Genomic DNA, 25973 nt, shown 5'->3' with positions numbered 1-25973 from the left:
GTAGCTTAGCCTGCGAGAAAAATGTGGGTTGTGGAAGGGGTGAGCGGGGGGCAGCTTACTGCCCGCCCGCGTGGGAGGATGCCTCAGTACCCTGCGGCTTCCATTTCTTCGGCGGTGAAGGCCTGTGCTTTGGCCAGCGCTTCATCCACCGTTTGCTGTCCGGCATAGACTGCCGAGAATTCCTGGCTGACCTGTGTCGCAATACCCGCGAACTCTGGGATCGCAGCGAACTGGATGCCAACATATGGGACAGGTTTGACCGTTGGGTTGTTTGGATCAGCGGACAGGATCGAGTCCAGCGTCATCTTGGCAAACGGAACCTTCTGGTATTCCGGGTTCTCATACAAAGAGGAGCGCGCGCCCGGCGGTACGTTTGCCCAACCTTCGTTTTCAGCAACTAGCTCAATATAGTCTTTAGACGTTGCCCATTCGATGAACTGCTTGGCTGCGTCTTCTTGCTGTGTACCGGCCGGAATGGCCAGTGCCCAAGCCCAAAGCCAATTGGAGCGTTTGCCCAATCCGGTGTCGGGTGCCAGCGCAAAACCAACGCTGTCCGCGACGGTCGAGTCGTCCGGGTTGGTCACGAATGACGCCGCAACAGTGGCGTCGATCCACATGCCGCACTTGCCTTGCTGGAACAATGACAGGTTCTCATTAAACCCGTTGGTAGCATAGCCTGCCGGACCGGATTCCGTCATCATTTCAACGTAGAAGTTCAGCGTGTCAGACCATTCGGGCTGATCGAACTGGGGCTTCCAATCTTCGTCGAACCAGCGCGCGCCGAAGGAGTTGGACATCGCCGTGATGAACGCGCCGCCTTCACCCCAACCGGCTTTGCCGCGCAGGCAGATTCCGTTGATGTCGGCGTCTCTGTCGGTCATCGCCGCCGCTGCCTCTTTGATGAACTGCCAGCTTGGCGCCTCAGGCATTTCCATACCCGCTTTTTCCATCAGGTCAGTACGGTACATGATCATCGAGCTTTCGCCGTAGAACGGCGCCGCATACAGCGTTCCGTCATGGCTTAGACCGCCCGACATGGCGGGCAAGATGTCACCGACGTCGTACTCTTCGGACAGACCGTCCAGCGGCACCAGCCAGCCATTTGCGCCCCAAATCGGGGTCTCGTACATACCGATGGTCATGATGTCAAACTGACCACCTTTGGTGGTGATGTCAGTGGTCACGCGCTGGCGCAGTACGTTTTCTTCCAGCGTCACCCACTCGACGTCAATGCCGGTCGCTTCGGTGAATTTATCGGTGTAGCCCTGCATCCGGATCATGTCGCCGTTGTTTACTGTGGCGATCGTGATGGATTGTGCGTGGGCCGCGGCCGTCGCGACGAACGTCAAAGCTGTCGCCGCACGAAGTGCGTGTTTCAAGTACATCCCTGTCCTCCCTGAGCTTGGATGCTGTGCAGAAAGACTAGTTCAAGAATTGTCGCGCCGTCAATAAAAACTTTACGCGCGTTAATTTTTGGTGCTATGCGGATTCCCTGAGAACCAATCGGGCCGGGAAGAGGGTTTCTGTCCGCCTCTCAAATTTCCCACCGTTTTCAATGAGTTCGAAGAGCGTTTCGACACTTCGGGCCGCCACATTGTCATAATCATGTGCTGCGGTTGTCAGTGAGGGGCATGTGAACTTTGCAAAGGGATGATCGTCGTTCGAGGCCACACGCAGTGCACAATCCTCTTTCCGCCCGACACGAATCCCCTGCTCAAAACACGCCGCCAGAAAGCCGATCGCCAATCGGTCATTGCTGCACAAAACCGAATCCGTGCGTAACTTGCGTTCATCCAACACCCTAAGCGCACCCTGTCGGCCAATCTCTTCAAAGGCCCAGCCCGTGCCTTCGATTTTGATCACGTGTGGTTCAAAACCCAAACGCTCCATCACCTCGACATAGGCGTTGCGCCGCTTGTTGGCATTGGGGTTTGCAGGGGTCCGCATTTCGAAGAACGAGGGCGGCTCGCCCGTGCGGGTCATGTATTCCACGGTCTGAGACACAAAGCTGAAATTGTCAGACCCGATAAACGCTGCGCCCAAACCATCGAGGTTACTGTCGAACAGAACCGTCGGCACACTGGCGCAGAATTTCTCGATCGCTGACTTGTCAGAGATACGCCCCAAAGGCGCCAACAACACGCCCGCAGGTTTAAGGGATTGCAAACCGTCCAGGATTTCGTTTTCCAGCTTTTGTTCACCGTGAGCGCTGAAAAGGAACGGACGATACCCGGCTGCGATACAGCTTTGTTCCAGATACCGGGCGATTTCAGCAAAGAACGGATCGGCCAGATAGGGCACGACAATGCCGATATTCTTGGTCAGTTTACGGTTCTGGTTCACCGCATAGATGTTCGGGCGATAGTCAAACCGCTCCAGCGCCTCTTCGATACGCGCTCTTGTCGTTGGGCGAACGCTATCGGGATCGTGGAAGTATTTGGACACAGTGGGCCGCGAGATTCCGCTGAGCGCCGCGAACTCTTCCATATTCTTGATTTTGGTCATGCCAGTCTGCCTGCGGATCACAGCCGCTTTGATCTTATCTTACTTTTACATATTCTTTGCGCGCGCTAAAAAGATCAATAGCCAGTCAAGTTCCGTGTATTTCTGCAGGCGCCGGGTTTGAATGTATCTCGGGATTGATAGCGGGACATCGGCGGTCAAGCTTGTTTGCGCGAATCCAGATCGAATTCTTGTGACGTCCTCAATGAGCATTGCAATGTCTTCGCAAAACCCCGGCTGGTCAGAGCAGCACCCAAACCTTTGGTAGAAGGCGACGCTTGATGCGTTGAACCAGCTTTCAGGGCCAATCACGCTATTAGTGCGGTCGAATGACCTTGTTTCAGTCATTTTCTTTGGGCACGTGGGTCGGTTTTCTACCCTCGTAGATAAACGCGTTTCAAACGCATTCGATCTGCTTGAATGTTTGCAGGAATTGGAACTCAGGGCTTTTTCACCTAAGTCGCCCCGCCTGACATTTCATTTCGATGAAATTGGCGACGAGCTGAAGACATACATGGCGGAGGACCGTAGTGAATTTTGGCAGCGAGCCCATACTGGAAGTGCTGTTGTCCAGCATTTCGCCGACGCAGAAAATTTCCGCCACCCCACCAGCCGCGTTTTAGGCAAAAAAAACAGCCATTGATTAAGAGTGCAGCGAATTTTAGGCGCTAACGTCCTGGTTGCAGAACAAGTTGCCTGATGTTGACGCGGCCAAATTCACTGCTGCATTGCTACGCTGAATAGACCGAAGCAATGCGGCACATTTCCCAAGCGCAGACGTTAAAGGACGTCAAAGTTCAACGAATATGATCTGCGTCAAGGCGGAAATGCTGAGATTATGTTAAACATCTACAACTCGGGATCGAAAATGAGGTCTCCGAGAAATGCCGCTACTTCTGGCAAATGCTTGAAAGTAAGGAGGCGTGAAATGACAGCCAGAATTCTAAACTCAGCCGCAGCAGTGCTTTTATCGAGCATTGTTTCGCAAGCCGCTGCCGAAATGGATGGCCGTACGCTTGTTGATATCTGCACAGACGGGGATGCGCTGCAACTGGGCTATTGTATGGGGTATATGGCCGGATATCGCGAAGGAAGAGACACGACTTGGCATACTGTCCGAACCACAAAAGGTTTGGGAAGCGAGCCAATTGAGAATACAGAAGAGTTTACTGATCCTCTTCGCTCTGGCAGGTGTGTTTTTCCCAGACTTCCGAACCACCAAATGCGTGAAATCGTGGTGAACTATATCTCGGATCACCCCGAGACATGGGAGGAGAGTGCTGGTTCAGCAATCTCAAAAAGCCTTTGGAGCGCGTTTCCCTGTGAAGAAAATATGTAGCCGTTTCAAAGGCTAAAGTGGTCATCGCCGTGCAGAAGCGGATAGCTCATACGTTTAGCACAAAACAAGCCGACAAACTCATTTCGACCCGCAGTCGCGAATTGCCAATTACTGCAAAGAGGTCCTCAGGCGCTTGCCGGAGTGCTTTGCGCGATTCTGCAAGACTTCTCGGAGGTTAAGAAAATAAAGTTGTCTGCGCTGGCCGAAAGTCAGCCGGACCTCAATGACAGCAGAGAATTGTCATCAACCGGTTGTGCCGATGATCCGAATGCCCGTCAGCGACTGCATGTTCCGCAACTAAGACATCCGACTCAAATGCAGCGAGCGACCAGTTTCGAGTTAAGTCAATTTGGCAGCTTTCGATGACCAATATCGGGAAATGACGCCGCATCGCGCCACTTCCGCATTTTGTGTTGTGGTCGCCGGCAAGCTTGCTGCAGCCGCTACAGGCCAGATTGACCGCATGGCTGACGACTGTCCAGAAGGCTCCACCGTATATTCCTGGGTCAGGACAGCTTGCCGTTTTGGCCCAATATTGCGCGATGGACTGTTCTGATATGTCCTAAAAACCTCTTACCGAGAGATGCGGCTGACAAGCTGGTCAAAGGTGTCAAACACAACCAAGCAGTACTCTGTTGATGAGAAGATCACGAGTGTTTTGACTGGACTCGGTGGAATGAAGAGCATTGTCGCCCTGTGCTGCTGCCACGGTATTTCCAAAAGCATGCATTTCTACTGATCGAAAGAGCTTCACGAAGCTGGGAAGAACCGTATGGCGGGTGACACAATCCGACAGGCGACCACGTCGGAGGCTAAGGAGTGGCGATCCGAAGCTCCAGCCCAGACACGCGGCGGCGGCTGCTATTTGCAATAGGCCTTTGAAGCAGGCAGGGCGTCCGAGCCTGCCTGCTTCTCCGGGTATTCAAGCGGTATTATGCGTCTGAGCGCAGGATGACAGGCGTGATCCGCGTGCCTTCGCCTTGGACATAAGCCATCTGAATGATCAACTCGGCCAGAGGTTCCAGATACCGTGCGCTCAGCATGGCTCCGCTATCGACCGGGTCATAGTTGATGGCACGAACCAGCTCAGCCACTGTTTCTTTTGCCCCCGCGTTATCCCCGGCAAGGAAGACCTGAGGGCGGATGCCGCCATAGGTCGGATCCGAGTCAACGACATCCGCGAAGATCGCGTTGAAGGCCTTTACGACCGGAACGCCCGGCAGCTTCGCCTGGCAGACCTCGCCGGCGGACGTGGAATGCCCCAGGGTCAGAGCCATGTAGTCATCGGTCAGAGGGTTGGTGCAGTCGACCACCACCTTACCTTCCAGCGAACCCAGAGCCTCTAATGTATCGTCCAGCGCCGTGAACGGCACGGCGATGAACACAACCTCGGCGTGTTGCACCAGATCCGCTGCAAGGCCACCTTTAACACCATGCCGGTCCGCAGCCTCGGCCCCCCGTCCGGCATCCCGCGAGCCGATATGAACCACATGGTCCGTTGCAGAAAACCGGCGCGCAAGCGCGTTGGCGACATTGCCGGTTCCGACGATAAGCAAATTTCTTGAGTTGGGCACGACGACGTTCTTCCCCTTGATAATGTTGCGATTCCGAGGATAGTGGAATCGGTATCATGATGATAATTGTTTTTTGCGCTCGCTTTCAGATTGCAGCGCTTCAGGCGGGCGGTTGGTGTGTTTCAGCCGTGCCGTAAGTGCCCGTTGGTAGGGTGAATGGTGAAAAAACACGATGGCAATTGATCTCGACGATTGGCTGCGCGCGCTTGGAATGGAGCGCTACATCTCGGCGTTTCATGACCATGATGTGGATGGCAGCCTGCTGCCGACGATTACTGCAGAAGACCTCAGGGATATGGGGATCGCGTCGGTTGGCCATCGCCGTCAATTGCTGAATGCGATTGCCTTGCTGCGCAGCGGGCAGGCATCGGACCTGGCAAACGGCCCTTTTGCGGAAAAGGCGGATCGTAGCCACTCGGTCGCGCCGCAACAGCGGCGGCAGCTGTCAGTGGTGTTTACGGATCTTGTCGGCTCGACCCAACTGTCCGAACAATTGGATGCCGAAGAGCTTTCGACCCTATTGACCAGCTACAAAAGCGCCGTGACCGAGATTGTCGAGGAATATGGCGGCTTTGTCGCGCAGTATCTGGGCGATGGCGTTCTGGCCTATTTCGGCTGGCCGCAGGCCTATGATCATGACGCCGAACGGGCGATCCGATCGGGGCTGAGCATCGCCGACTCGATGCATTTTCTGGGCCGCCCGCATGGGGTTAAGCTGAATTGCCGTATTGGCATCGCAACGGGCAATGTCGTTGTCGGGGATCTGATCCGGAACTCATACATCGAAGAAGATCAGGCTGTCGGACGCGCGCCGAATCTGGCCGCTCGAATTCAGTTGATGGCAAAACCGGGCACCTTGGCGATCTCGGATGAAACCAAGAAGATCGTCGAAGGCAAATTCGATCTGACCGATCTGGGAAATCACAAATTGAAAGGCTTTCGCGGCGAGGTGCGTATCTGGCGCGTCGAAGGTGCAACGGACGGCCCCACCCCCGATTTCAAACGTCGGTCAAAAGAAAAGCTGCCGATCATCAACCGCAAGGTTGAACTGGGCCAGTTGGATAGCGCGTGGGAGCGGGTCGCGCAGGGCGTTCCGCGCTCGATGCTCATTTCTGGTGAGCCGGGGATCGGCAAGTCCCGACTGGTGGAAGAGTTCGTATCGCATGTGCTTGAGGCCGAGGGCGACGTTTTGCGCTTTCAATGCTCGCCCTTTCATACCAATGACGCCTTGTATCCGGTACTGAACCAAATCTGGTCTATGGTTTTGGGCGGGGGGCAGCTTTCGGCCGGGGACACAGCCCAGCGGCTGGAACAGATTTTTTCGGCTACAAACCTGGACCCGGGCAAGACAGCCTCATTGGCGGATGCCTTGATGCAGTTTCGAGAACACGGGCGCGACACCACGCTGCCGCTTGATGCGCTGGGCCGGAAAGAGATGACGTTTCAGGCGCTGATCGCTCTGTTCGAATGGTATGTGCGCGACAAGAAAGTGCTGGTTGTCTTCGAGGACCTTCACTGGATCGACCCGACCACAAAAGAGCTTTTGGGACGGCTGCTTGAGACGTTCAAAGATGAGCAGGTCATGGTGCTGCTGACCGGCAGGCCCGCGTTTCAAACCGCGTGGGAGGTCAATACGCGCATCGAACTGACCCGGCTGTCCAACGAGGAAATCGGTGAGATTGCGGCGCATGTCTACGATCTGAAACCGGTGCCGATGCCGGTGCTGGAATTGATCGCGGATCGGTCCGACGGGGTGCCGCTTTTTGCAGAGGAGCTTTCCAAGTCGTTCATTGAAACCGGGGTCTTTGACCGAACCGATGGGGGCGGCACCTCGATTGATGAGACGGCGGTACCGACCACGCTGAACGAGTTGTTGGTCGCCCGCCTTGATCGTCACCCCGAATCCCGCCGGATACTGCAGACGGCTGCGGCCATTGGTCGGGATTTTTCCTTCGACGTTCTGTCTGCCGTGATTGATGAATCCGATCATGCGCTGTCGGCTCATTTAAACACGTTGGTATCGGCGCAGATTATTGTTCCCGCCCCGGCTGCGGCTCGCAGATACTCATTCCGTCACGCCCTGATGCGCGATGCAGCGTATGAGACCATGCTGCGATCCGTGCGTGCAATGGTGCATGCGCGTATTGCGGCTGTACTTGGTGCGCGGTTTCGCAAAATCACGCCCGCCCATGTTCTGGGCAGCCATTGGGGGTTGTCCGGCAACCATGCGGAAGCAACACGGTGCTTCCAGCAAGCGGCGGAGCAGGCAAGTTCGCGCTACGCGAATACAGAGGCCACTGCCTATTTCAAATCCGCGTTGAACCATCTGGAACAGGTCACCCTTTCGGACGGGTTACACCCCGGCACACTGCCGGAGCGTGCCGATCTGCTGGAACAGCTTGGCACCGTCTTGACCTTGGTTCACGACCTTGACGGCGCGGTTGCGGCTTATCGTGAGGCCGTAGGGTTGGTTCAAGACAACCCGCGGAAAACTGCTCGGTTACACCGTCTGACCGGCAATGCCTTGCAACAGGATCGCGCGGGATCACTGGCCGAACTTGCCGCCGCCGAGGCCGCGCTGGATCAAACCGCGTGGCGGGACGACGCCGAGTTACTGCGGGAGTGGATCGACATCCAACTTAATACGCTCAACGTTCACTACTGGAGCGGAGATGGCGAGGCGATGTCTCAACTGGCGGCCGGGCTGGCGCAGGATGTGGGCAGCATGACCGCTGAACAACGCGCCGAGTATTTCGATCAACTGGTGCTGCGTGACCTAAGAATGTCGCGCTATGATCCCACCGAGGACACGATTGAAACCGCATCGAACTATGTGTCTGCGGCTGAGGAAACCGGCAATCTGGCCATTATAGCCTCGGCTCGGTTTATCCTTGGATTCGTCAATCTGCACAGCATCCGCCTGCCACAGGCACAAGAGGCGATGAGCGCAGGATTGGAGGCCGCGCGCCAATCCGGTCACCGCAAGATCGAGTTGCGCTGCATGACTTATTTGTCCCTCGTCTACCGGCGCATGCACAACCCATCCGAGGCCACGCGCCTGTCTCATGAAAGCATCGCGTTGGCGCGGGAACTGCAGATGCATGAGTATATTGCATTGGCGACCGCCAACCTGTCGTGGGAGGCTTGGCAGCGCAGCGCGGACAGTACCGCGTGCAAGCTGGCCCGCGACGCGATGGTTCAGTTCGAGAAGACTTCGATCGCTTATCCGTTTGAATGGTCCGCGCTATTGCCTTTGATCGCATCCAGTCAGACGCAGAAAGACCTCTCCGAGGTGCCAAAGCTGTGCGCGCGCCTTCTGGACAGCAGCCAGCAGAACCTGCCCGAGACGCTGCGCAATGTCGTGGCAGATATTGTCACCCTGACTGGCACGGACGACGTGCCCCTGATCAAACAGCGCATCGCCGCGTTGATCGACGCTGCACGCTATTCTGGGTTCCTCTAACACGGCTCATTTGCGCAAGATTGCTCCGGCCCGAGGGAAAGCTTGCGGCACCGGGTTCGATTTGCTGTAGTGAACGTGCCTGTATTGAGTGGAGGAGACATAATGTCCGAAAGCGATATTGAGAACTTTAGACACGACCTGATTATTGCAAGCGATGATGGCACAGTGTTGCATATCCCGCGTGAGGTCTGGGACAACAAAGCCTATCAGGTTGATCCTGAGAAGTACCAGAACGACAAGGGCTGGGCCTTGGTCCGAGAGCTTCTGGAATGTGGTGTGAACCTTGCCACCATCCCGCCCAAAGACTTCCTGCCGCCTGACAAGTTCGAACCCGAAGGCACCTGCTATCTGGTCAATATCGACGGGCTGAAACAGAGGCACAAATTCACACGCAGCTAGGATCAGCCCCGCTGAAAGACATGGGGCAGGAGGGGGAAGACCAGCACCGAGCGCCTGCCCACGCGGTTCCGTCCGTACAGGTTCTGGACCGCGTCTTGCCCCATATGAAACGCCTTGGCGTCACCCGGTTGGCCGATCTGACCGGCCTGGATTGCATCGGCATTCCCGTCTACGCCGCGCATCGTCCGAATGCGCGGTCTCTGGCCGTGACGCAAGGCAAAGGCGCGACCATCGCGGATGCAAAGGTTTCGGCCTTGATGGAGGCGGTCGAGCTCAGCTGCGCTGAAACTCCGGTTTTGCCCCTGCGTTTGGCAAGCGCCGATGACTTGGCGAAGTCGGAAAACGTGATTGATCTTGAGAGTCTGCCCCGGATTTCAGATCACCCTATTTCGCGCGGCAAATCCGTGCTTTGGGCCGAGGGCAAGGCGCTCTCAGATGATCATTCGGTCTGGGTTCCTTACGAGCTGGTCCATATGGATTACACGCTGCCCCTGCAGCCCGGGTTGGGGTGTTTTCTGATGTCGTCGACCGGCCTCGCCTCAGGCAGCAGCGTTGATGAGGCTACCTGTCAGGCTCTGGCCGAAACGCTGGAGCGTGATGCGGTGACCTTATGGAAGCGCAACCCCAGCATCATGGCGTCCTGCCGGGTCGATCTGCACTCCGTCACAGACCCGACCTGCCAAGCGCTTCTCGACAGGTTCGACGCCACAGGCGTGGCTTGCGCGATCTGGGATGTAACCTCGGACCTTGGAATTCCCGCATTCTTTGCAACGATCATCGACCGTCAGGATGACTTGAGACGTGGCTTGCAGGCGGCCTCGGGGGCAGGGTGCCACCCTGCGCGGGGCATTGCCTTGTCTCGTGCCCTGACCGAAGCGGCGCAAAGTCGGCTGACCCTCATCTCGGGAGCGCGGGACGATCGGATGCGCGACTATTACGAAGCGCGGCGCAATGCAGAAACGCTACTGTCGCAGCGCGCCGAGATCGTCGAGGGGGACACGCCACACAGGTTCGATCAGGTGCCGTTGCATCAGGTCCGCTCCCCTCGTGATAGCCTTGATTGCATGCTGGCCGCGCTTGAACGAGCCGGGCTTGAGGTGCCGGTCGCCATTGATCTTTCGGTGCCCGACCTGCCCGCGACGGTCATACGGGTCATTGCGCCGGGGCTTGAGGGTACATCCTACGCGCCAGGGTACCGCCCCGGAGCGCGCGCGCGGAAGGTGTCATGAGCCAAGGTGACATCCTCCTCTTTGTCGGCCCTTCCTTGCCGCACCCATGTGATGTGGAAGACCGGTTGCCGATCCGACGTCTTGGGCCTGCAGCGCAGGGTGATCTGCTGAAGGCGGCGCTTGCCCGCCCACGTGCCATCATCCTGCTGGATGGCTATTTCGAGGCCTTGCCCGCCGTCTACCACAAGGAAATCCTGTGGGCTTTGTCCGAAGGTATCCCCGTTTATGGCGCCGCCTCGATCGGAGCCCTGCGCGCGTGTGAGCTTGGCAGTTTTGGCATGATCGGGGTCGGAGAGATCTTTGATGCGTTCACCCAATTTCGGCTTGAAGCCGATGACGAAGTTGCCCTAATCCATGCGCCCGAAGAGGTCGGTTTTGCCAACCTTTCCGAGCCACTGGTGAACATCCGCTGGACACTGGATGCCGCCATCGCCGCGCAGGTTGTTGAGCGGCAGTTGGCGGACGCCCTTTTCGCAGCCGCCCGTCGCAGGTTCTATCCCGATCGCAGCTTTGACAGCCTCCTGGAAGACTGTGCAGCTTTGGACCCAGCCGCCGCAGACCGCCTTGAGGCATGGCTTCCCGAGGGCCGAATTGATCAGAAAAACCGCGATGCACAGGCCTGTTTGCAGCGTGTCGAGAGCGACTGGCTTAACGATACGCTTCCAGTCGCGCCAGCGTTCGAGTTCCGGCATACGGATGCGTTCGAAACCCTTCTGACAGGCGTGCTGTCTCATAACCCGCTGAATGATCCTGAGGTCCTTGCGCGATGCAAGACCGCCTCCGGTGATCGGTTCGACGCGCTGCGCCTTGCCGCAGAGATCGACGCGCTGGCTCTTGCGCTGGACCAGCACTCCGGGCAACCCGTGCCGGGCGAAGACCTTGTGCGTGCAGTATCAGAGTTTCGACAGCAACACGGCCTGCTTGATCAGCAAGCGCTGCAGCACTGGCTGAGTCGAAACGGCGTGGATATCGACGCCCTGTCCCGCAAGTTGGAGGAAAGCGCACGGATCGCACGGGCGCGGCAACAGATTGAGCCCCACCTGAACGACCGCATGCGAGACTTGCTGGTCTTTGCACAGGGGTCGTCACAACCTGCGGGCAAAGGCTAGCGCTGACGCCGTTTCCGTTCGACCTTGCGCTTGATTTTGTCCTTCTTGCGCTTGGTGCTGACGGCCTTGCGTCTGGTTGCGCGTCCCTTCGGGCCGCGTCCTCGGGGCAGGGCCTGATCGTCGATGGAGAGCAGCTCCAACTCCAAGCCGCCCGTAACCGGCGTCGCCACGGTCAGGCGCACGGTGACACGTTGGCCTATCGCTATGATCAGGCCGGTATCCGAGCCCATGAGGGTTCCCGCCTCGCGGTCGAAATGGAAGAACTCACGCCCCAGCGATCGGACAGGCACCAGCCCATCCGCGCCGGTCTCGTCCATTTTCACGAAGGCCCCGAAGCGCGCGATGCCGCTAATCCGGCCCGTGAACTCATTGCCGACACGCTCGCTGAGATAGGCCGCTAGGTAGCGGTCAGTCGTGTCGCGTTCGGCCATCATCGAGCGCCGCTCGGTGTCCGAGATATGCGTCGCGGTTTCGTCAAGCCGCGCGATTTCATCCTCGGTCAGACCGTCATCACCCCAGCCATGGCCCGAGATCAGCGCGCGGTGGACAATAAGGTCAGCATAGCGCCGAATAGGCGAGGTGAAATGTGCATAGTTCCGCAGCGCCAACCCAAAATGACCGTAGTTTTCTGGGTTGTAATAGGCCTGCGCCATCGACCGCAGGGTCGTCAGATTGATCAGCTCCGCATCCTCGGTACCCGCCGCCGCGTTCAGCAGGGCGTTCAGGTGACGGGTTTGCAATACCTGTCCTTTGGCAAGGTTTAGGCCAGCGGCTTGGGCCGTTTCACGTAAGCTTTCCAGCTTTTCAGGCGCGGGTTCTTCGTGGACGCGGAACAGCAGGGGCCGACGCTTCGCAATCAGCGTTTCAGCCGCTGCGACATTGGCGAGTATCATGAACTCTTCGATCAGTTTATGCGCGTCCAAACGATCACGGAAGGCGACGCTGGTGACCTCACCCGTGTCGGACAGAACGATCTTGCGTTCCGGTAGGTCCAGTTCCAGCGGTTGGCGCGTCGCACGCGCGGTTTTCAGCGCAGCATAGGCGGCGTAGAGCGGTTTCAGAACCGTGTCCAACAGCGGTCCGGTACGGTCGTTGGGGGTGCCGTCGATGGCCTCCTGCACCTCAGCATAGTGCAGCGACGCGGCCGAGCGCATCAGGCCGCGCACAAAGCGGTGGCCGATCTTGTTGCCCTCGGCGTCGATCTGCATCCGCACGGCGATACAGGCGCGCGGAACGCCTTCGTGCAGCGAACACAGATCACCGGACAGGCGATCGGGCAGCATCGGCACGACGCGATCTGGGAAATAGCTGGAGTTGCCGCGTTTGCGTGCCTCGCGATCCAGCGCGGTGCCGGGCTGCACATAGGCGGCAACATCGGCGATGGCCACCCAGATCACATGGCCGCCGGGGTTCTTGGGATCGTCATCGGCATGGGCATAGCAGGCGTCATCATGGTCGCGCGCATCCGAGGGGTCGATGGTCAGCAGCGGCATGTCCCGCAAGTCTTCGCGACCCTTCAGACCAACGGGTTTGGCCTTGTCGGCCTCGGCGATGACCTTGTCGGGAAAGTCGTCGGGGATGCCGTGTTGATGGATCGCGATCAGCGACACAGCCTTGGGTGCGGACGGGTCGCCCAAACGTTCGACAATGCGGGCGCGGGGCAGGCCCATGCGGGATTTGGGTCCGGCCTGTTCGGCCTCGACCAGTTCACCGTCTTTGGCCCCATGCACCGCGCCTTCGGGCACTTGCCATTCGGTCTGGCTGGCTTTGTCGATGGGCACGATCCGCCCGCCCTCGGCCCCTTTGCGGAACAGACCTACGATCTTGCGCGGGTTGGTCCCGATGCGGCGGATCAGGCGGGCTTCGTAATTGTGGTCTTCTTCCTGCACCACGGTCAGACGGGCCAGTATCCGGTCGCCTTCGCCCAAAGCGGGGTCGCTGGCGCGGGTAATCAGCAGCACGACCGGCTCAACCCCTTCGCCATGCCACTCCAGAGGCCGCGCGAACAGGTCGCCATCCTCATTGGGGGCCTTCACCTGCAGCACGCTGACCGGGGGCAGACGATCCGGGTCGCGATAGCTGCGCTTGCGCTTTTCCAGATGCCCTTCGGCCTCAAGCTCTTTGAGGATGCGTTTCAGATCAATCCGATCCGCGCCCTTGATGCCAAAGGCCTTGGCGATATCGCGTTTCGAGGTCAGGGTGGGGTTCGCCGAGATCCAATCCAGGACCTCTTGCTTGGTGGGGATGCGAGTCATGGGTTTGGCCTAGCACGGTGGTGCGACGGCGTCATGACTAAAATCGCAGCCCCCAGATCCAGTCAGGCGAAGTAGTCTTTCAGGATGCGGGTGTAGATCGCCTTGAGTTGCTCGATCTGGGCTACCTCGACGCATTCATCTACCTGATGCATGGTCCGTCCAACCAGCCCGAACTCTACCACCGGGCAGTGGTTTTTGACAAACCGCGCGTCGGATGTGCCGCCCGTGGTCGACAGCTCGGGCGTGACGCCGGTCTCGGCTTTGACGGCTTTTGACACCAGATCGGAAAGCGCGCCCGGAGGGGTCAGAAAGCTTTCGCCCGAGATCTTGATCCGGGTCTCAACCTCGACGCCGAATTGCTGCGCCACCTGATCGGCCTCCTGCAGCAACCAATCGCTAAGGGCAGCTCCGGAATGCAGGTCGTTAAAGCGGATATTCACCGCCCCGCTGCATTGCGCCGGGATCACGTTGGTCGCGGCATTGCCGGTGTCGATTGTCACAACGGCCAGCGTAGAGGCATCGAAGTGATCGCTGCCCTGATCCAACTCGTGACTGGCCAGCCGATCCATCAGCCGCGCCATCGCCGGCAGAGGGTTCTTCGCCCGATGGGGATAGGCCGAATGCCCCTGCACCCCGGTTACCGTAAACCATGCGGTCATCGAACCGCGACGACCGATTTTGATCATCTCGCCCATATGGTTTGGGCAGGTCGGCTCGCCCACCAGACAGACCGACATCCTCTCCTTCGACTGATCCATATAGTCCAGCAGGGCCGTCGTGCCGTCCAACGCGTCGGCTTCCTCATCCCCGGTGACGGTCAGGATGATGGCCCCGTCGGGAGGCGTGTCGCGGACGAAATCCACAGCTGCGGCGGCAAAGGCCGCGACTCCGGACTTCATATCCGTTGTGCCGCGTCCGAACATGACGCCGTCATGCACCTCGGCCCCGAAGGGAGGCTTGGTCCATGCGGCCTCATCGCCCACCGGAACAACGTCGGTGTGGCCGTTGAAGCCAAAACTACGCGGATGCCCCTTACCCCCCCAACGAGCGAACAGATTGCAGATGCCACCGCGATCCACCCGCGTGCAGTCAAACCCCGCGTCTGACAGCAGATTTTCCAGCAAGACCAAAGCCCCCCCTTCAACGGGTGTGACCGATGGGCAACGGATCAAATCCGCCGTCAATTGAACTGCGTCCGTCATTTCGGGCCTCGGGGTTGGGTTTTCGTTCAGGTTCCCGCACAGATTCAACGAATTGGCCGGATTGCCAACCCCAATCCGCCAATTTCCCCCGGTAATTCCCACAATGTGTCGAGTTGAGACGCCAATAAAACATGGTGCTTTAGCTTGCGGTGACCTTGCTGTTTTGACCTCAATCGCGCTACAGGGCGGCGAAACAGGTAATTTGACCATGAAACGCGCCTTTTACGCATTGATCAGCCTGACTTTCGCCGTTCTCGCACAGCAAAGCCTGGCCCAAACCTTGAACGTCACCACGGTGACCCGCCCGCCGTTTTCCTATGTCGAGGACGGTGCCGAGGCTGGTTTTTCGATGGACCTGCTGGCAGCGCTCGCCGAGTCGCTGGAGTGGGAGTACTCCGTTACCCGGGTCGAGGCCTTCGCAGACATGCTGGGGGCCGTGCAGGATGGCACGGCGGATTTGGCGATCGCAAATATCTCGATCACCGCGCTGCGTGAGACGCAGATGGATTTCAGCCAGCCGATCTTCGAGGCTGGGTTGCAGATCATGGTGCCCTCGGATTCGGCGCGCAAGCCGTCGTTGCTGCAGGCGCTACTGTCGGCCGAGCTGTTCTTTGCCATCGGCCTGGCCTTTGCCATCCTTCTGGGGGGCGGCATGCTGATGTGGGGGTTCGAACGTCGCGCGCAGCCCTATTTCGACCGAAAATTGAACGAGGCATGGTTCCCATCCTTCTGGTGGGCACTGAACTTGGTCGTCAATGGCGGCTTTGAAGAGAGGATGCCCCGTACGCCCTTTGGCCGCATTTTAGGCGTCATACTGGTGGTGTCGTCCCTGTTCATCGTCTCGGTTTTCACCGCCCGGATCACCAGTGTCATGACGGTGGATGCGATCACCGGGAATGTGAATTCGGTCAATGACCTTTACGGCAAGAATGTTGGCACGATCGAAGGATCGACTGCTGCCAGTTTTCTCAACCGGCGCGAGATCGAATACGTCGCCTACCCCGGGCTTAATGAAATGTTGGAGGCATTCAAGGCCGAAGACCTGAACGCGGTCGTGTTTGACGCCCCTGTCCTGTCCTATTTCGCGGCCCATGAGGGTCGTCGGATCGCCACGATGACCGGAGGAATCTTCCTGCGCGAAAACTACGGCATAGCCTTCCCGACGGGATCACCCTTGGTGGAAGAGGTCAATCAGGCGCTTCTGGCTTTGCGCGAAGATGGAACCTATGACGAGATTTACCGCAAATGGTTCGGATCGCGAAACTAAGAAACTGGCCTCTGGTTTCGAAGGCACAGCTAGCTCAGCGGACCAGCTGAAATGCTACAATTATCGCCTATGGATACCAGTGGTGCGGGTGGAGGGACTTGAACCCCCACGCCTTGCGGCGCCAGAACCTAAATCTGGTGCGTCTACCAATTTCGCCACACCCGCAACCGGACGCTTATGCGTCGGACTGGAGCGCTGGATAGCAAAGCTTTTCCGCAAGCGCGAGGGGTAAAATCCATTCAAAGGCAAGTTTTTGCGCTTGAACAAAACGCCGTTGCGATTCGCTGGTATTTGCCAAGCGCTGCGGTATAGTCCGCCAACGTTGCCAATTTGCAGACTATGCGGTTTGTCGCGAGATAGGTGTTTTTGAAGAAGAACCCCGTACACGTAGGGGTTGAGGCATTCTTATGAATCGCGCGCCTTAATGGCGCCACATTTGAAACGCCAAAATATCTTATTCGCGTCAAAATAACACCGCCTTGAACGGGCTTCTTGGTCGCGTAGGAGTTAATGAGTCTTTTCTGCCACTTAGGCGCCCTTACGAGTTTTATTGCTCAACTCCAGTCTCGAGGTTCTTTGCTGTGACCGATCCGAACAACTCCGCTGCCCACGAGCAGGATGCCGTCATCTTTGCACGTGAGAGTTTTCTGGGTGAACTCAAAACCCTGAACCGTGACTACCCCAATACCGGCTTTGGAATTTCACTGCGCACCCATTCGGGCCAGCACTATCTGCTGGCAAACGCGCGGATGCCGCTGCCCGCCAGCAAGTCTGACGGCTTTCCGACCGGGCGTCGTGTGGCCTGCCTGGAAAACGGCGACCGCTTCAGCTCGATCGAGGTTCTGGCAGATTCCGAAGGCTATGAAACCATTACACCACGGGCCGAGGCTGAGATTCTGGGCAATGCCCTGAACCTGATCGCCCGTATAGACACCCTGACCGGGATCCCGGCTCAAGGCGCGGATCACGCGCACCGGATCGCGGCAACAGGAACCGGAGGCTGAACATGGCGCGCAATGACCACCTTTTGTCTGTGGGCAATGAAGCTCTGATGCCGATGACGTCGGCGATGACGTCGTTGACATCGCAGATCGACCAACTGACAGAGGTGGCGGATGCGCGCTCCTCGGCGCGTCTGGCAACGCTCAAGACGCGAATGGAAAACTTCACCGCCAGCGTTACGATGGTGGGGCAGGTCAAGGCTGGCAAGTCCTCGATCGTGAACATTCTGGCAGGCCGTCCTGCGCTGCTGCCGTCTGACGTCAACCCTTGGACCTCGGTGGTTACGACGCTGAACATCAATACGCGCCCGCCGGGTGACACCAAGTCCAAGTTCACCTTCTTCGAGCAGGAAGAATGGGACAACCTGATGGTGGGCGGCGGTCGTCTGGGTGAGTTGGCCAACCGCGCCGGTGCGGATGACGAGATGGACGATATCCGCCGCCAGATCGGTGAGATGAAGGCCAAATCGGAAGAACGTCTTGGCAAGCATTTCGACCTGATCCTAGGTCAAAGCCACCAATACGACTATTTCGACGAAGAGCTGATCCAGCGCTACGTCTGTCTGGGCGATGAGGACGATCCGGATATCGATCCCAAAACCGGACGGTTCGCCGATGTAACCAAATCGGCCGAGCTTTACATGGACATCCCGCAATACCCGATTGCGCTGAAGCTCTGTGACACGCCCGGTGTGAACGATACCTTCATGGTGCGCGAGCAGATCACGCTGCGCAGCCTGCGCGGGTCCGAGGTTTGTGTTGTCGTGCTGGCTGCAAGTCAGGCGCTGACCACGATGGATATGGCGCTGATGCGGATCATCGCCCAGTTCGAAAACCGTCAGATCGTCCTGTTCGTGAACCGTATCGATGAGCTGGCTGATCCGGTGAACCAGGTGCCCGAGATCCGCGACCGGATCCAGGACACACTGAAACAGAACAACATCGACGCCAACACAAGTGTCGTGTTCGGCAGCGCCCTGTGGGCCGAGGCCGCCTTGACTGGCAACCCCGAAATCCTGACCGAGGAGTCGCGTGAGGCCCTGAACACTTTCTACCTTGCTGCAGGGTTCGGAGATCAGGCGCCGTCACTGGACAAGATCTGGGCGCTTTCGGGCCTGCCCGATCTGCTACTGGCAATGAACGAACGTATCGCCGAAGGGGCAGGGGCCAGATTGCTGGACCGTGTGCGCCACCGGGCGCGCAACATTGCCAGCCAGATTCGCGCCACCGCGGTTGCAAAGACTCTGTCTGGGGGTGAGGGCGTCGTTCGCGATCTTGACGGCGCGTCGCCTGAAGATGCGATTGCCGCCGTGTCCGCCGAGTATGACAAAAAGGCCGCTGACCTGACCGCCAAGCTACGCGACAAGGTACTGGAGCGTTTGAACTCGGCCGAAACGAGCTTTGTCAAACGGGCCACGGACTCTCTGATTTCGCATCTGGAACAGAATGGTGAACAGGGTACGTGGCAGTATGACCCTGCAGGTCTGCGGACGCTGCAAAAAGCGGCGTATTTCAGTTTTGCCCGTTCGATGCGCAAAGAAGCCGGCGCGCTTTATTCGGCTGCGGCGGCGGATGTCGAGGCGCTCTACCAGAAACTGCTTGGCAATCATCTGGGTGAATTCAACATCGAAGCCCCGATTGTGCCCCGTGTACCGCCCCCGCTGGGGATCGGTCGCACCATCGCGCTGGACTTGCAAAGCACATGGTGGCGGCGCTGGTGGCAGCGGCGCAAAGGGTTTGAAGCTTATGCATCCGACTACACCCGTCTGATCGCGTCCGAGGCGAACTCAATCACCAAGGATATCGAGGAAAATCAGGTCGCCGCTGTGCTTGAAAACGTACGGGCCGTCCTGACCGACTTCCTGCGCGAGCAAAAGGAAACCCTGCTGAATATCTCGGCCACGGCCGAGAAGGATGCAGGGCAGAACCCGGCGCTGATGGCGGGTCTGCAATTGCAGAAATCCCGTGACGAGATTCTGGGCAGCATCCTCAAAGATCTAAGCAACGAAGCGGCGTAAGTAGAAAAATGGCAAAAGACATCCAAAACCGTTTCATCACCCCCAAGGCATGGGAGCGTATCGAGCAGTGGTCGCGCCGTAAGCCGGTTTTCGCCCTCATGGGCGAGTTCAGCGCCGGTAAATCGACGCTTATGAACTTTCTGCTGCGCAAGCAGGCCTTGCCGACGCAAGTCACCGCAACCCAGCTGCCGCCGGTCTGGTTCAGCTATGGCAACCGCTCGGCTTACGTCAAACGTCATGATGGCAGCACCGAAGATATCTCGCTGGATCAGCTTGAGAGTGTGGGTGTCAACGACGCGCAGTTCATTCGAATTTTCCTTGAGGCCGATATTCTTGAGGCGGTTGATCTGATCGACACGCCTGGTATCTCGGACCCCAAAATCTCAACCGATGTTTGGCAGCGCGCTGTCGGGCAGGCTAATGGCGTTCTGTGGTGTACCCATGCGACACAGGCCTGGCGGGAAACTGAACGTGCGACATGGGTCTCTCTGCCCGAACGGTTGCAGAACAATTCGATCCTGCTGATCACGCGCGCTGATGCGCTGGGCCAGAAGGACCGCCAAAAAGTTCTGCGGCGGGTCAACCGCGAGGCGGGGCATCTGTTTAACCGTTCGATCCTGTTTTCCGCCCGCGACGCGATTACCGCGCGTGACAAAACCGGCGACCCCGAGATGTGGGCGCGCAGTGGTGGCGGCAAGATGATCGACTGCTTCCTTGGGATCACCGAGCAGATCATGGACACCCGCGCCGGCCATCTGTCGCGGTACCAAATTGACAAGAGCCAGTCTGACGGCCCGCTGGTGCGCCCGACCCGGCCCAAGCGCAAGGATGAGACCGCTGAGGTCGCGCCGCTGCAGCTGGTGGATCCGGTTCCTTCGGAGACCCCGGAGGTGGCAGATCAGGACAGTGGCGTGGTCACCAATTTCCCAGTGCGCCCGTCCCGCGTCGAACGCCGCTCGGACGAGGTAGAGCGGGAGCGGATCAATGCGGACGAGGCCGAGCGCCTGCGCGCCGAAATGGTCCCGACGCCGGACCCTCAACCCGCCGAGACGGAAGAGGACCAGTTGCGCGCCCAGTTCAGAGAAGACCCCAAAGACCCGCTGGACCTGTCCTCTTTCGCTGATACCGAGGCGGACCTGGACGTGTTTGAATTCTCGGGTGCGGAAGACGAAGATGAGAATGTCTTTGCCGAAGAGGATGAAACACCCAGCCTCTCAAATGATGTGGCTGAGGCAGCGCCTGAGGCTGAGGAATCTGAAGACCTTCTGGAATCGCTCAACAAGACCTTGTCCAACACACCAGAGGTTGCGCCGACGGAGGCCACAGAAGACCAGTCTGATGCGCCCGGGATCGAGGTTTCGGTCTCGTCGATCACGGCATTGATGGCGGAACAGTCGGGCAGCGATGAAGATGACTTTGAACCGGAGCCCGAAACCAACGGCCTGGTCGAAGTGCGACTGATGCCGCAGCCCGAACCGGAAGAGGTTGAGGAAGATGCAAACGAGGGGCTGATGGACATCCCCACAGGTGAGCTTCCCAGCGCAGCCGCAATGTGGCGAGAGCTTGCCGCCGCCGGGGATCTGCCGACCGATGCTGAGGGTCTTCAACGCGCGTTCTTGGCCTTCCTGGCTGAGTTCGACCAGATTGCCCTTGAGCATATCGAAACTCAGGCCAAAGAGGCGATCAGGTCCATTCCCAAAGCCGGGGAACACAGAGGGGCAGAATGGCATGTTCTGTAGCCGACGCCGACAAGACATGAAGAAGGTCAGGGATTAAATGTCTATTCAAGTTGCTCTGACCGCGGCGATGGAGACCATACCCGACTGCGTTGCAGCCGGGTATGTCGACATGGAAACGGGGATGTTGCTGGGTACCAGCGTCAAGGACCCTGATGCCTCGGACGTGCTGGACACGCTGGCTTTGGCCGCGGCAAACCTGTTTCAGGGGCGCGGGGTGGTGGCTTTTGAAACCATGCTGCGCGAGGCAGGCGGGGACGCGTCTGAAACACCGGGATTTGGGGAAATCGCGGTGTTTTCCGGCGACAGGTTGATCATTTTCCAGCGGACCGGGGAGTATCCCGAACATGTGGTCTGCTACATCTGCAGCAACAGCGCGAATGTAGGGTTGGCGCTTACCAAATCTCATCTCAGCTTAGGGCCGGTTGCGGCCGCAGTCTGAACGGGACCAGAGGGGGTCACGGTATGATGGATACGAACATACTCGACATGCTCGACAATATCGGGCGGTCCTCGGTTGCACGTTTGTCGCCTGCCGTCCCGGTCGAGGGCGAAACCTCTGTTGCGCGCCGTGCGGGCGTTCTGCGCGCAATTCGCGGCACCGTTCTGCCGCGCCGGTTGGAGTTTACCGCGGCTAACGGGGACGTGCTAGCGATCGAGGTCAGCAATGCCCGCGTGACCGATGTGTTCCGCGTCCGGTCGGGAATGGTGCCTGATTTTGAAACCGAACCACGCGAAGGGCTGATCGGCAAACTTGCGCAACTGGTGTCGGACATCGCCGACGCGCCCGCGCCGCTGGAGTTTGTCTCGCTGAAACCGGATGCCGAGCTTGAAGCCGATGACGTCGGTGTCACGCTTGGCGAAATCGAAACGGCCTGTGACCGGATCGAACTCCCGGCCGAGCCTATTGTCTCTGTTGTACCGGATGTTGAAGAACCCGCGCCTCAGGCACCGGATGCCACTTCTTCCGCGCGGGGGTTCTTTGACAGTGCCGAGCGTTTCGCGCAGGCGCGTGGCCTTATCGACGGGGGTGATCCTCAGTTCGAAGGGGACGCTGCATTGAGCCCGGATGCCGATCTTTTAGCGCGTTTCATGGCGGATCTGACCGGATGGAACGATGATAGCCAGTCCGAGCTGCAGCAACCTCAACTGATTGTCATGCGTCCTTCGGGGGGTAAGGGGGCCGCCGTGGCGGTGGTGCAGGATCAAGGCCAGACCGCCATTGCCGTGCATGACGCGCGCAAGCTGGGTGCCGTTGTTGGCCTGTGGACCAAACTTTCCGGGGGTGACTCATGAGCGCCTCCCGATCCTTCAAATTTTCCATCAATTCAAACCAGTGTTTCTTGTTGCCAGGGTAAAAAGTTATGAGTGAAACCAGTCGCCGCGAGCTTATTCGCATCGCCGAAGACATGAACGAGACAAGCAATGACGAAACCCGTCAGTTCATCTCGCGCATTGTCGGAGACCTTTCGGGGTTGAAACCGTCGATCGCCTTTGTCGGGCAGATTAAGGCGGGAAAATCGCGTTTGATCAACGGCTTCACGGGGCAGGCCGAATACCTGCCCTCAGATGTGAACCCGTGGACGACGGTGATTACCGATATGCATTTCGGCCATCCTTCGGGCCGGACTGACGGGGCAGAGTTCCACTTCTTCGACAATCACCAGTGGCAGGCTCTGATCGCCGAGGGTGAAGAGCTGCGCAACATGTTCCCTGATGAAGAGGACAGCTATAAGCGCGAGATGATCGAAGAGCAGGTCGAGGCGATGAAAACCCGCGCCCGTCTGCGTCTGGGCGACAGCTACGAACAGCTGTTGGGTCAGCACCACGATCTGGAAGACCTGAACTCGGACGATCTGGCCCGCTATGTCTGCGCGGGTGATGATCCGAGCGATAGCGAAACCCACGACCCCGGCTCGGATCGGGGACTCTACAGCGATATCACCCGTAAGGCCGAGGTCTATTTTGACATCGGCCATTTCCCGTTTCCGCTGACTGTTACCGATACGCCGGGTGTCAACGACCCGCTGCTGATCCGCGAGGAAATCTCGCGCCAATACCTCAAGGAATCCGATTTCTTTGTGGTGGTTCTGTCCGCGCATCAGGCTTTGTCACGGGCTGATCTGAAGCTGTTCCGCCTGATGCAAGCGCTGGAACTGGGCCAGATCGTCGTCTTCATCAACCGCGTGGATGAGCTGGGCGGCGGGGCCGAGGATGCCGGCAAGGTGCGCAGTGATGTTCTGGACGGTTTGGAACAAGCGCTGGGGAACTCGGACATTGATGTGCTGATGGGCAGTGCCCAATGGGCACATTATGCGCTGACCGGGGATGAGACCGGCGTCAATCACGATGACGTCCTAGCCTGGCTGCGCGCCCATCCCGAGCAGATGAAGCAGTATTTGGACGGTGTGGAAGAGATCAAGCAAGGCCCCGGCCCGATCAGCCGCGAAGGCGTTCTGCGCTTTGCTGCCATGATCGCCTCTGGTCTGCCGGATCTGCGGCGGCATGTGACACAGGCCTTGGCCGACGGCCCTCGCAGCGAACAGCTGCGGATGGCGTGGCAGCATCTGAACAGTTTCGCGCAGGGCGAATTTGAACGGTCGCAGGCCGAGCTGCGCGCGCTTGAATCCGAGGACGGCTCTACTGCAGTTGATCTGGACGAAAACAACAAAACGCTTGGTGAACTCAGGGCGCTAGTCGCCGAGAAGACCGAGGTGATGACGCGCGACATGGATGACGTGCTGGCCAATTTGCGCGGCGTCATGGATGACACGGTGGCCGAGGCGGTCTCGGCCGTGGTGCGTGGCCCGGATGGCAATTCGCCTCTGCTGGCCAAAGGTGCTGAGACCGAGTTGAACTTTACCCCTCTACGCGACCGGATGCGCGAGTTGATCCAGGGGGCCACGCAGGTCGTCCGCCAGCGCATGCTGAGCGAGCTTTACGCGATCGACATGCAGGCCAACGCGGCCCTGCGCGCCTTGCCCGGATGGCAGGATCCCGTCGACAACCGCATGAACACCAGCGCGGTGCGGTGGTTCCGTCCGGACACAACGGCCCTGACCCGCGGTATTACGGTGGAGTTGAGGGTGAACTGGCTGTCGCGCCTGATTTCGCGCAAAAGCGTCGTCACGCGTGCAGAGCGGATGATCGTGCAGGAATTCGAACTGATCGGGGATGATCTGATCGACACGGCGCGTGAAAACATGATGGAGCGGCTGAAAACGGTTTTGGACCACTATGTGGCGCTGTTGGGCGGCTATCTTGAACACCGGACCGGATCGGGTGAAACTAATGCTCAGGCCGAAGCGCAGTATGCGTTCGACCGGGCCCGTCGCATCGCCGATGAACTGGAAACGGTGTTCGGCCCGGTGCGCGCGGATGAAGGACAAGCAAAGGCAGCGGAATGATCGAGTTTCCCGGAACCGAAAAGGAAGTCAGACAGCTTGAACGCTTTCTGAACGCAACCGAATCCCTGCCAATGGATTCGGCGCTGGAGGATATGCGCGCGAAGGCTCTGGCCCATGCCGAGCGTCTGTCCAACGCGGTCAATATCGGTTTTGCCGGGGAATTCGGCGCGGGCAAATCCAGCCTCGCCAATATGCTGGCCGGGGCGGATATCCTGCCCACCGGCCCTCAGCATCTGAAGCTGCCCCTCGTGATCGTTGCCTTTGCGGATGCGCCTGAAACCACCGTCGGCTGGTGGGATAAGGAGCCCAAGACTTACTCGGGGATCGTGCTTGAGAAAGCGGCCGAGGATAAGCCTGATTTCATTTCGGTCGGATTGAACACGCCCGCGCTGCGCGAGATCTCGTTGTTCGATTTGCCCGGCTCGGGCGCGCTTGACGAGACATATAAACCAACGCTCGACCTGCTTCGTTTCGTGGACTGCGCCATCTGGTGTACCAACGGCACAAACGCCTGGCGCGAGACCGAGCGTCATCTCTGGGCACAGGTTCCGCAGGAATTGCGTGACAATAGTCTGCTGGCCGTCACGCATACCGATTTGCCTCACGTCCGTGATGCTCTGGACCGTGTGCTTGCCCGGTTGAACAAGGAAAAAGAGGGCCTTTTCAACGCTGTGGTTCCAATCGGTACGCCTGTCGCCGTGAAAGCCATGGCGCAAGAACCTGAACCAGATTTTGATCTGTGGGAAAACTGCGGCGGTCAGAATCTGGCCGAGAAGGTGCTCGAGGCGGCCTCCGCGCGTCGGATGCATGACCTGAACGCAGCCCGTAAAGACATTGCCGAGCTGTTTCATCCATTTCTGGAAACTCTTGCGGGTCCCGAGCCAGAGCCGGAGGCCGAAAGCCCCTCGGTCCAAGCTGCGCTTGGATCGGCCCTGCCACCGTTGAACAACCCGATTCTTGAAGACTGGCTGGCCGCGATTGCCAGCATTTATGAGGACCTGCGTGAATCCTCGGATATCGAACCGGCCGCGTTCCTGCAAAGCTGTCAGGAAATCGTCGAAGACTTTGCCGAACGTCTGGAGCAGGGCGGCGAGATCGACCCCGATGCGGACTGGATTCCCGGTGAGTTCGAAAAGGCCACCGACCTTCTGCTGCTGCTGCAATTCGAAAGCGGCGACGCACCTTTGCGTGACGCCATCAGCATTCTGGCGCAGCTGAGCGACAACCTCGCCTGGGCTGGTAGCACTGTGGCGACCGAGCAGTCCAAGACCGGAACCTGACGCTCTCCACCTGGAATTGAGCTGCACTGCGGCGATTCGAGGCCTGTCCAAAACGATTCCCTATTGTTTCGAATTCGTAGACCAACCGCTTGTTTTGGTCGGTTCAGTTTTCGAATTATACATGTGAATTTACCATATCTATGATTGCAAAATGGGCCCAACACTATATGTTGATTTAGGGGAAATACGATC

Annotated in this window: 19 protein-coding genes and 1 tRNA gene; 14 read left to right on the top strand and 6 right to left on the bottom strand. The window is 58.5% G+C overall.

Going from position 1 to position 25973, the window contains the following annotated elements; genetic code table 11:
• Positions 1 to 83 precede the first annotated feature (83 nt).
• Positions 84 to 1385 (bottom strand): ABC transporter substrate-binding protein, encoded by a 1302-nt coding sequence (locus ACP15L_RS07190; RefSeq protein ID WP_425083654.1) that lies wholly within the window; start codon positions 1383 to 1385, stop codon positions 84 to 86.
• A 94-nt stretch (positions 1386 to 1479) separates the two neighbouring features.
• The gene (locus ACP15L_RS07185) at positions 1480 to 2505 is read right to left on the bottom strand and encodes a LacI family DNA-binding transcriptional regulator (RefSeq protein ID WP_425083653.1); all 1026 of its coding nucleotides are present in this window, start codon (positions 2503 to 2505) and stop codon (positions 1480 to 1482) included.
• A gap of 283 nt (positions 2506 to 2788) precedes the next feature.
• Between ACP15L_RS07185 and ACP15L_RS07180 the strand changes: the two genes are divergently transcribed.
• Both ACP15L_RS07180 and ACP15L_RS07175 read left to right on the top strand, forming a co-directional pair.
• On the top strand, positions 2789 to 3145 hold the full coding sequence (locus ACP15L_RS07180; RefSeq protein WP_425083652.1) for a hypothetical protein: 357 nt from the start codon (positions 2789 to 2791) through the stop codon (positions 3143 to 3145).
• A 285-nt stretch (positions 3146 to 3430) separates the two neighbouring features.
• Positions 3431 to 3841, top strand: a complete 411-nt coding sequence (locus ACP15L_RS07175; protein WP_425083651.1) for a Rap1a/Tai family immunity protein — start codon at positions 3431 to 3433, stop codon at positions 3839 to 3841.
• A 932-nt stretch (positions 3842 to 4773) separates the two neighbouring features.
• Here the strand turns inward: ACP15L_RS07175 and ACP15L_RS07170 are convergent.
• Positions 4774 to 5415, bottom strand: a complete 642-nt coding sequence (locus tag ACP15L_RS07170) for an NADPH-dependent F420 reductase (protein ID WP_425083650.1) — start codon at positions 5413 to 5415, stop codon at positions 4774 to 4776.
• A gap of 172 nt (positions 5416 to 5587) precedes the next feature.
• Between ACP15L_RS07170 and ACP15L_RS07165 the strand changes: the two genes are divergently transcribed.
• The 4 genes from ACP15L_RS07165 (at position 5588) to ACP15L_RS07150 (ending at position 11615) form a co-directional block, all read left to right on the top strand.
• The gene (locus ACP15L_RS07165; protein ID WP_425083649.1) at positions 5588 to 8878 is read left to right on the top strand and encodes an adenylate/guanylate cyclase domain-containing protein; all 3291 of its coding nucleotides are present in this window, start codon (positions 5588 to 5590) and stop codon (positions 8876 to 8878) included.
• A gap of 102 nt (positions 8879 to 8980) precedes the next feature.
• Positions 8981 to 9277 (top strand): hypothetical protein, encoded by a 297-nt coding sequence (locus ACP15L_RS07160; protein ID WP_419739375.1) that lies wholly within the window; start codon positions 8981 to 8983, stop codon positions 9275 to 9277.
• Positions 9278 to 9297: 20 nt separating this feature from the next.
• Positions 9298 to 10506, top strand: a complete 1209-nt coding sequence (locus tag ACP15L_RS07155; protein WP_425083648.1) for a YcaO-like family protein — start codon at positions 9298 to 9300, stop codon at positions 10504 to 10506.
• The gene (locus ACP15L_RS07150; RefSeq protein WP_425083647.1) at positions 10503 to 11615 is read left to right on the top strand and encodes a TfuA-like protein; all 1113 of its coding nucleotides are present in this window, start codon (positions 10503 to 10505) and stop codon (positions 11613 to 11615) included. The genes ACP15L_RS07155 and ACP15L_RS07150 overlap by 4 nt, the downstream gene beginning before the upstream one ends.
• On the opposite strand, the gene rnr is transcribed toward ACP15L_RS07150, so the two are convergent.
• Both rnr and dapE read right to left on the bottom strand, forming a co-directional pair.
• Positions 11612 to 13870: a ribonuclease R gene (gene rnr / locus ACP15L_RS07145; RefSeq protein WP_425083646.1), complete on the bottom strand. Its 2259-nt coding sequence runs from the start codon at positions 13868 to 13870 to the stop codon at positions 11612 to 11614. The genes ACP15L_RS07150 and rnr overlap by 4 nt on opposite strands.
• A 62-nt stretch (positions 13871 to 13932) precedes the next feature.
• Entirely contained in the window at positions 13933 to 15072 is a 1140-nt protein-coding gene (gene dapE, locus ACP15L_RS07140) for a succinyl-diaminopimelate desuccinylase (RefSeq protein WP_425083645.1), read from the bottom strand.
• A 208-nt stretch (positions 15073 to 15280) separates the two neighbouring features.
• On the opposite strand from dapE, the gene ACP15L_RS07135 reads away from it, so the two are divergent.
• Positions 15281 to 16339 (top strand): transporter substrate-binding domain-containing protein, encoded by a 1059-nt coding sequence (locus ACP15L_RS07135; RefSeq protein WP_419739370.1) that lies wholly within the window; start codon positions 15281 to 15283, stop codon positions 16337 to 16339.
• Between the two features lie 80 nt (positions 16340 to 16419).
• Here the strand turns inward: ACP15L_RS07135 and ACP15L_RS07130 are convergent.
• A tRNA-Leu gene (locus ACP15L_RS07130) sits at positions 16420 to 16504 on the bottom strand.
• A gap of 416 nt (positions 16505 to 16920) precedes the next feature.
• Here ACP15L_RS07130 and ACP15L_RS07125 point away from each other — a divergent pair.
• The 7 genes from ACP15L_RS07125 to ACP15L_RS07095 all read left to right on the top strand — a co-directional run bounded on the left by ACP15L_RS07125 (position 16921) and on the right by ACP15L_RS07095 (position 25781).
• Complete coding sequence (locus ACP15L_RS07125) at positions 16921 to 17343, top strand: hypothetical protein (RefSeq protein ID WP_170459901.1); 423 nt, start codon at positions 16921 to 16923, stop codon at positions 17341 to 17343.
• Between the two features lie 2 nt (positions 17344 to 17345).
• Positions 17346 to 19358, top strand: coding sequence for a dynamin family protein (locus ACP15L_RS07120; RefSeq protein ID WP_170638089.1), 2013 nt, complete (start codon positions 17346 to 17348; stop codon positions 19356 to 19358).
• 8 nt (positions 19359 to 19366) lie between these two features.
• Positions 19367 to 21097: a dynamin family protein gene (locus tag ACP15L_RS07115; RefSeq protein WP_425083644.1), complete on the top strand. Its 1731-nt coding sequence runs from the start codon at positions 19367 to 19369 to the stop codon at positions 21095 to 21097.
• Positions 21098 to 21134: 37 nt separating this feature from the next.
• Positions 21135 to 21536, top strand: a complete 402-nt coding sequence (locus ACP15L_RS07110; RefSeq protein ID WP_425083643.1) for a hypothetical protein — start codon at positions 21135 to 21137, stop codon at positions 21534 to 21536.
• Positions 21537 to 21559: 23 nt separating this feature from the next.
• Positions 21560 to 22390 (top strand): hypothetical protein, encoded by an 831-nt coding sequence (locus tag ACP15L_RS07105; protein WP_425083642.1) that lies wholly within the window; start codon positions 21560 to 21562, stop codon positions 22388 to 22390.
• Between the two features lie 68 nt (positions 22391 to 22458).
• Entirely contained in the window at positions 22459 to 24501 is a 2043-nt protein-coding gene (locus ACP15L_RS07100; RefSeq protein ID WP_425083641.1) for a dynamin family protein, read from the top strand.
• Positions 24498 to 25781 (top strand): dynamin family protein, encoded by a 1284-nt coding sequence (locus ACP15L_RS07095; protein ID WP_425083640.1) that lies wholly within the window; start codon positions 24498 to 24500, stop codon positions 25779 to 25781. The genes ACP15L_RS07100 and ACP15L_RS07095 overlap by 4 nt, the downstream gene beginning before the upstream one ends.
• Positions 25782 to 25973 lie beyond the last annotated feature (192 nt).

Origin of the sequence: Ruegeria profundi (assembly GCF_049800715.1) — a bacterium.
GTDB classification, from domain to species: domain Bacteria; phylum Pseudomonadota; class Alphaproteobacteria; order Rhodobacterales; family Rhodobacteraceae; genus Ruegeria; species Ruegeria profundi_A.
This window is presented reverse-complemented; position numbering and strand designations above follow the sequence as displayed.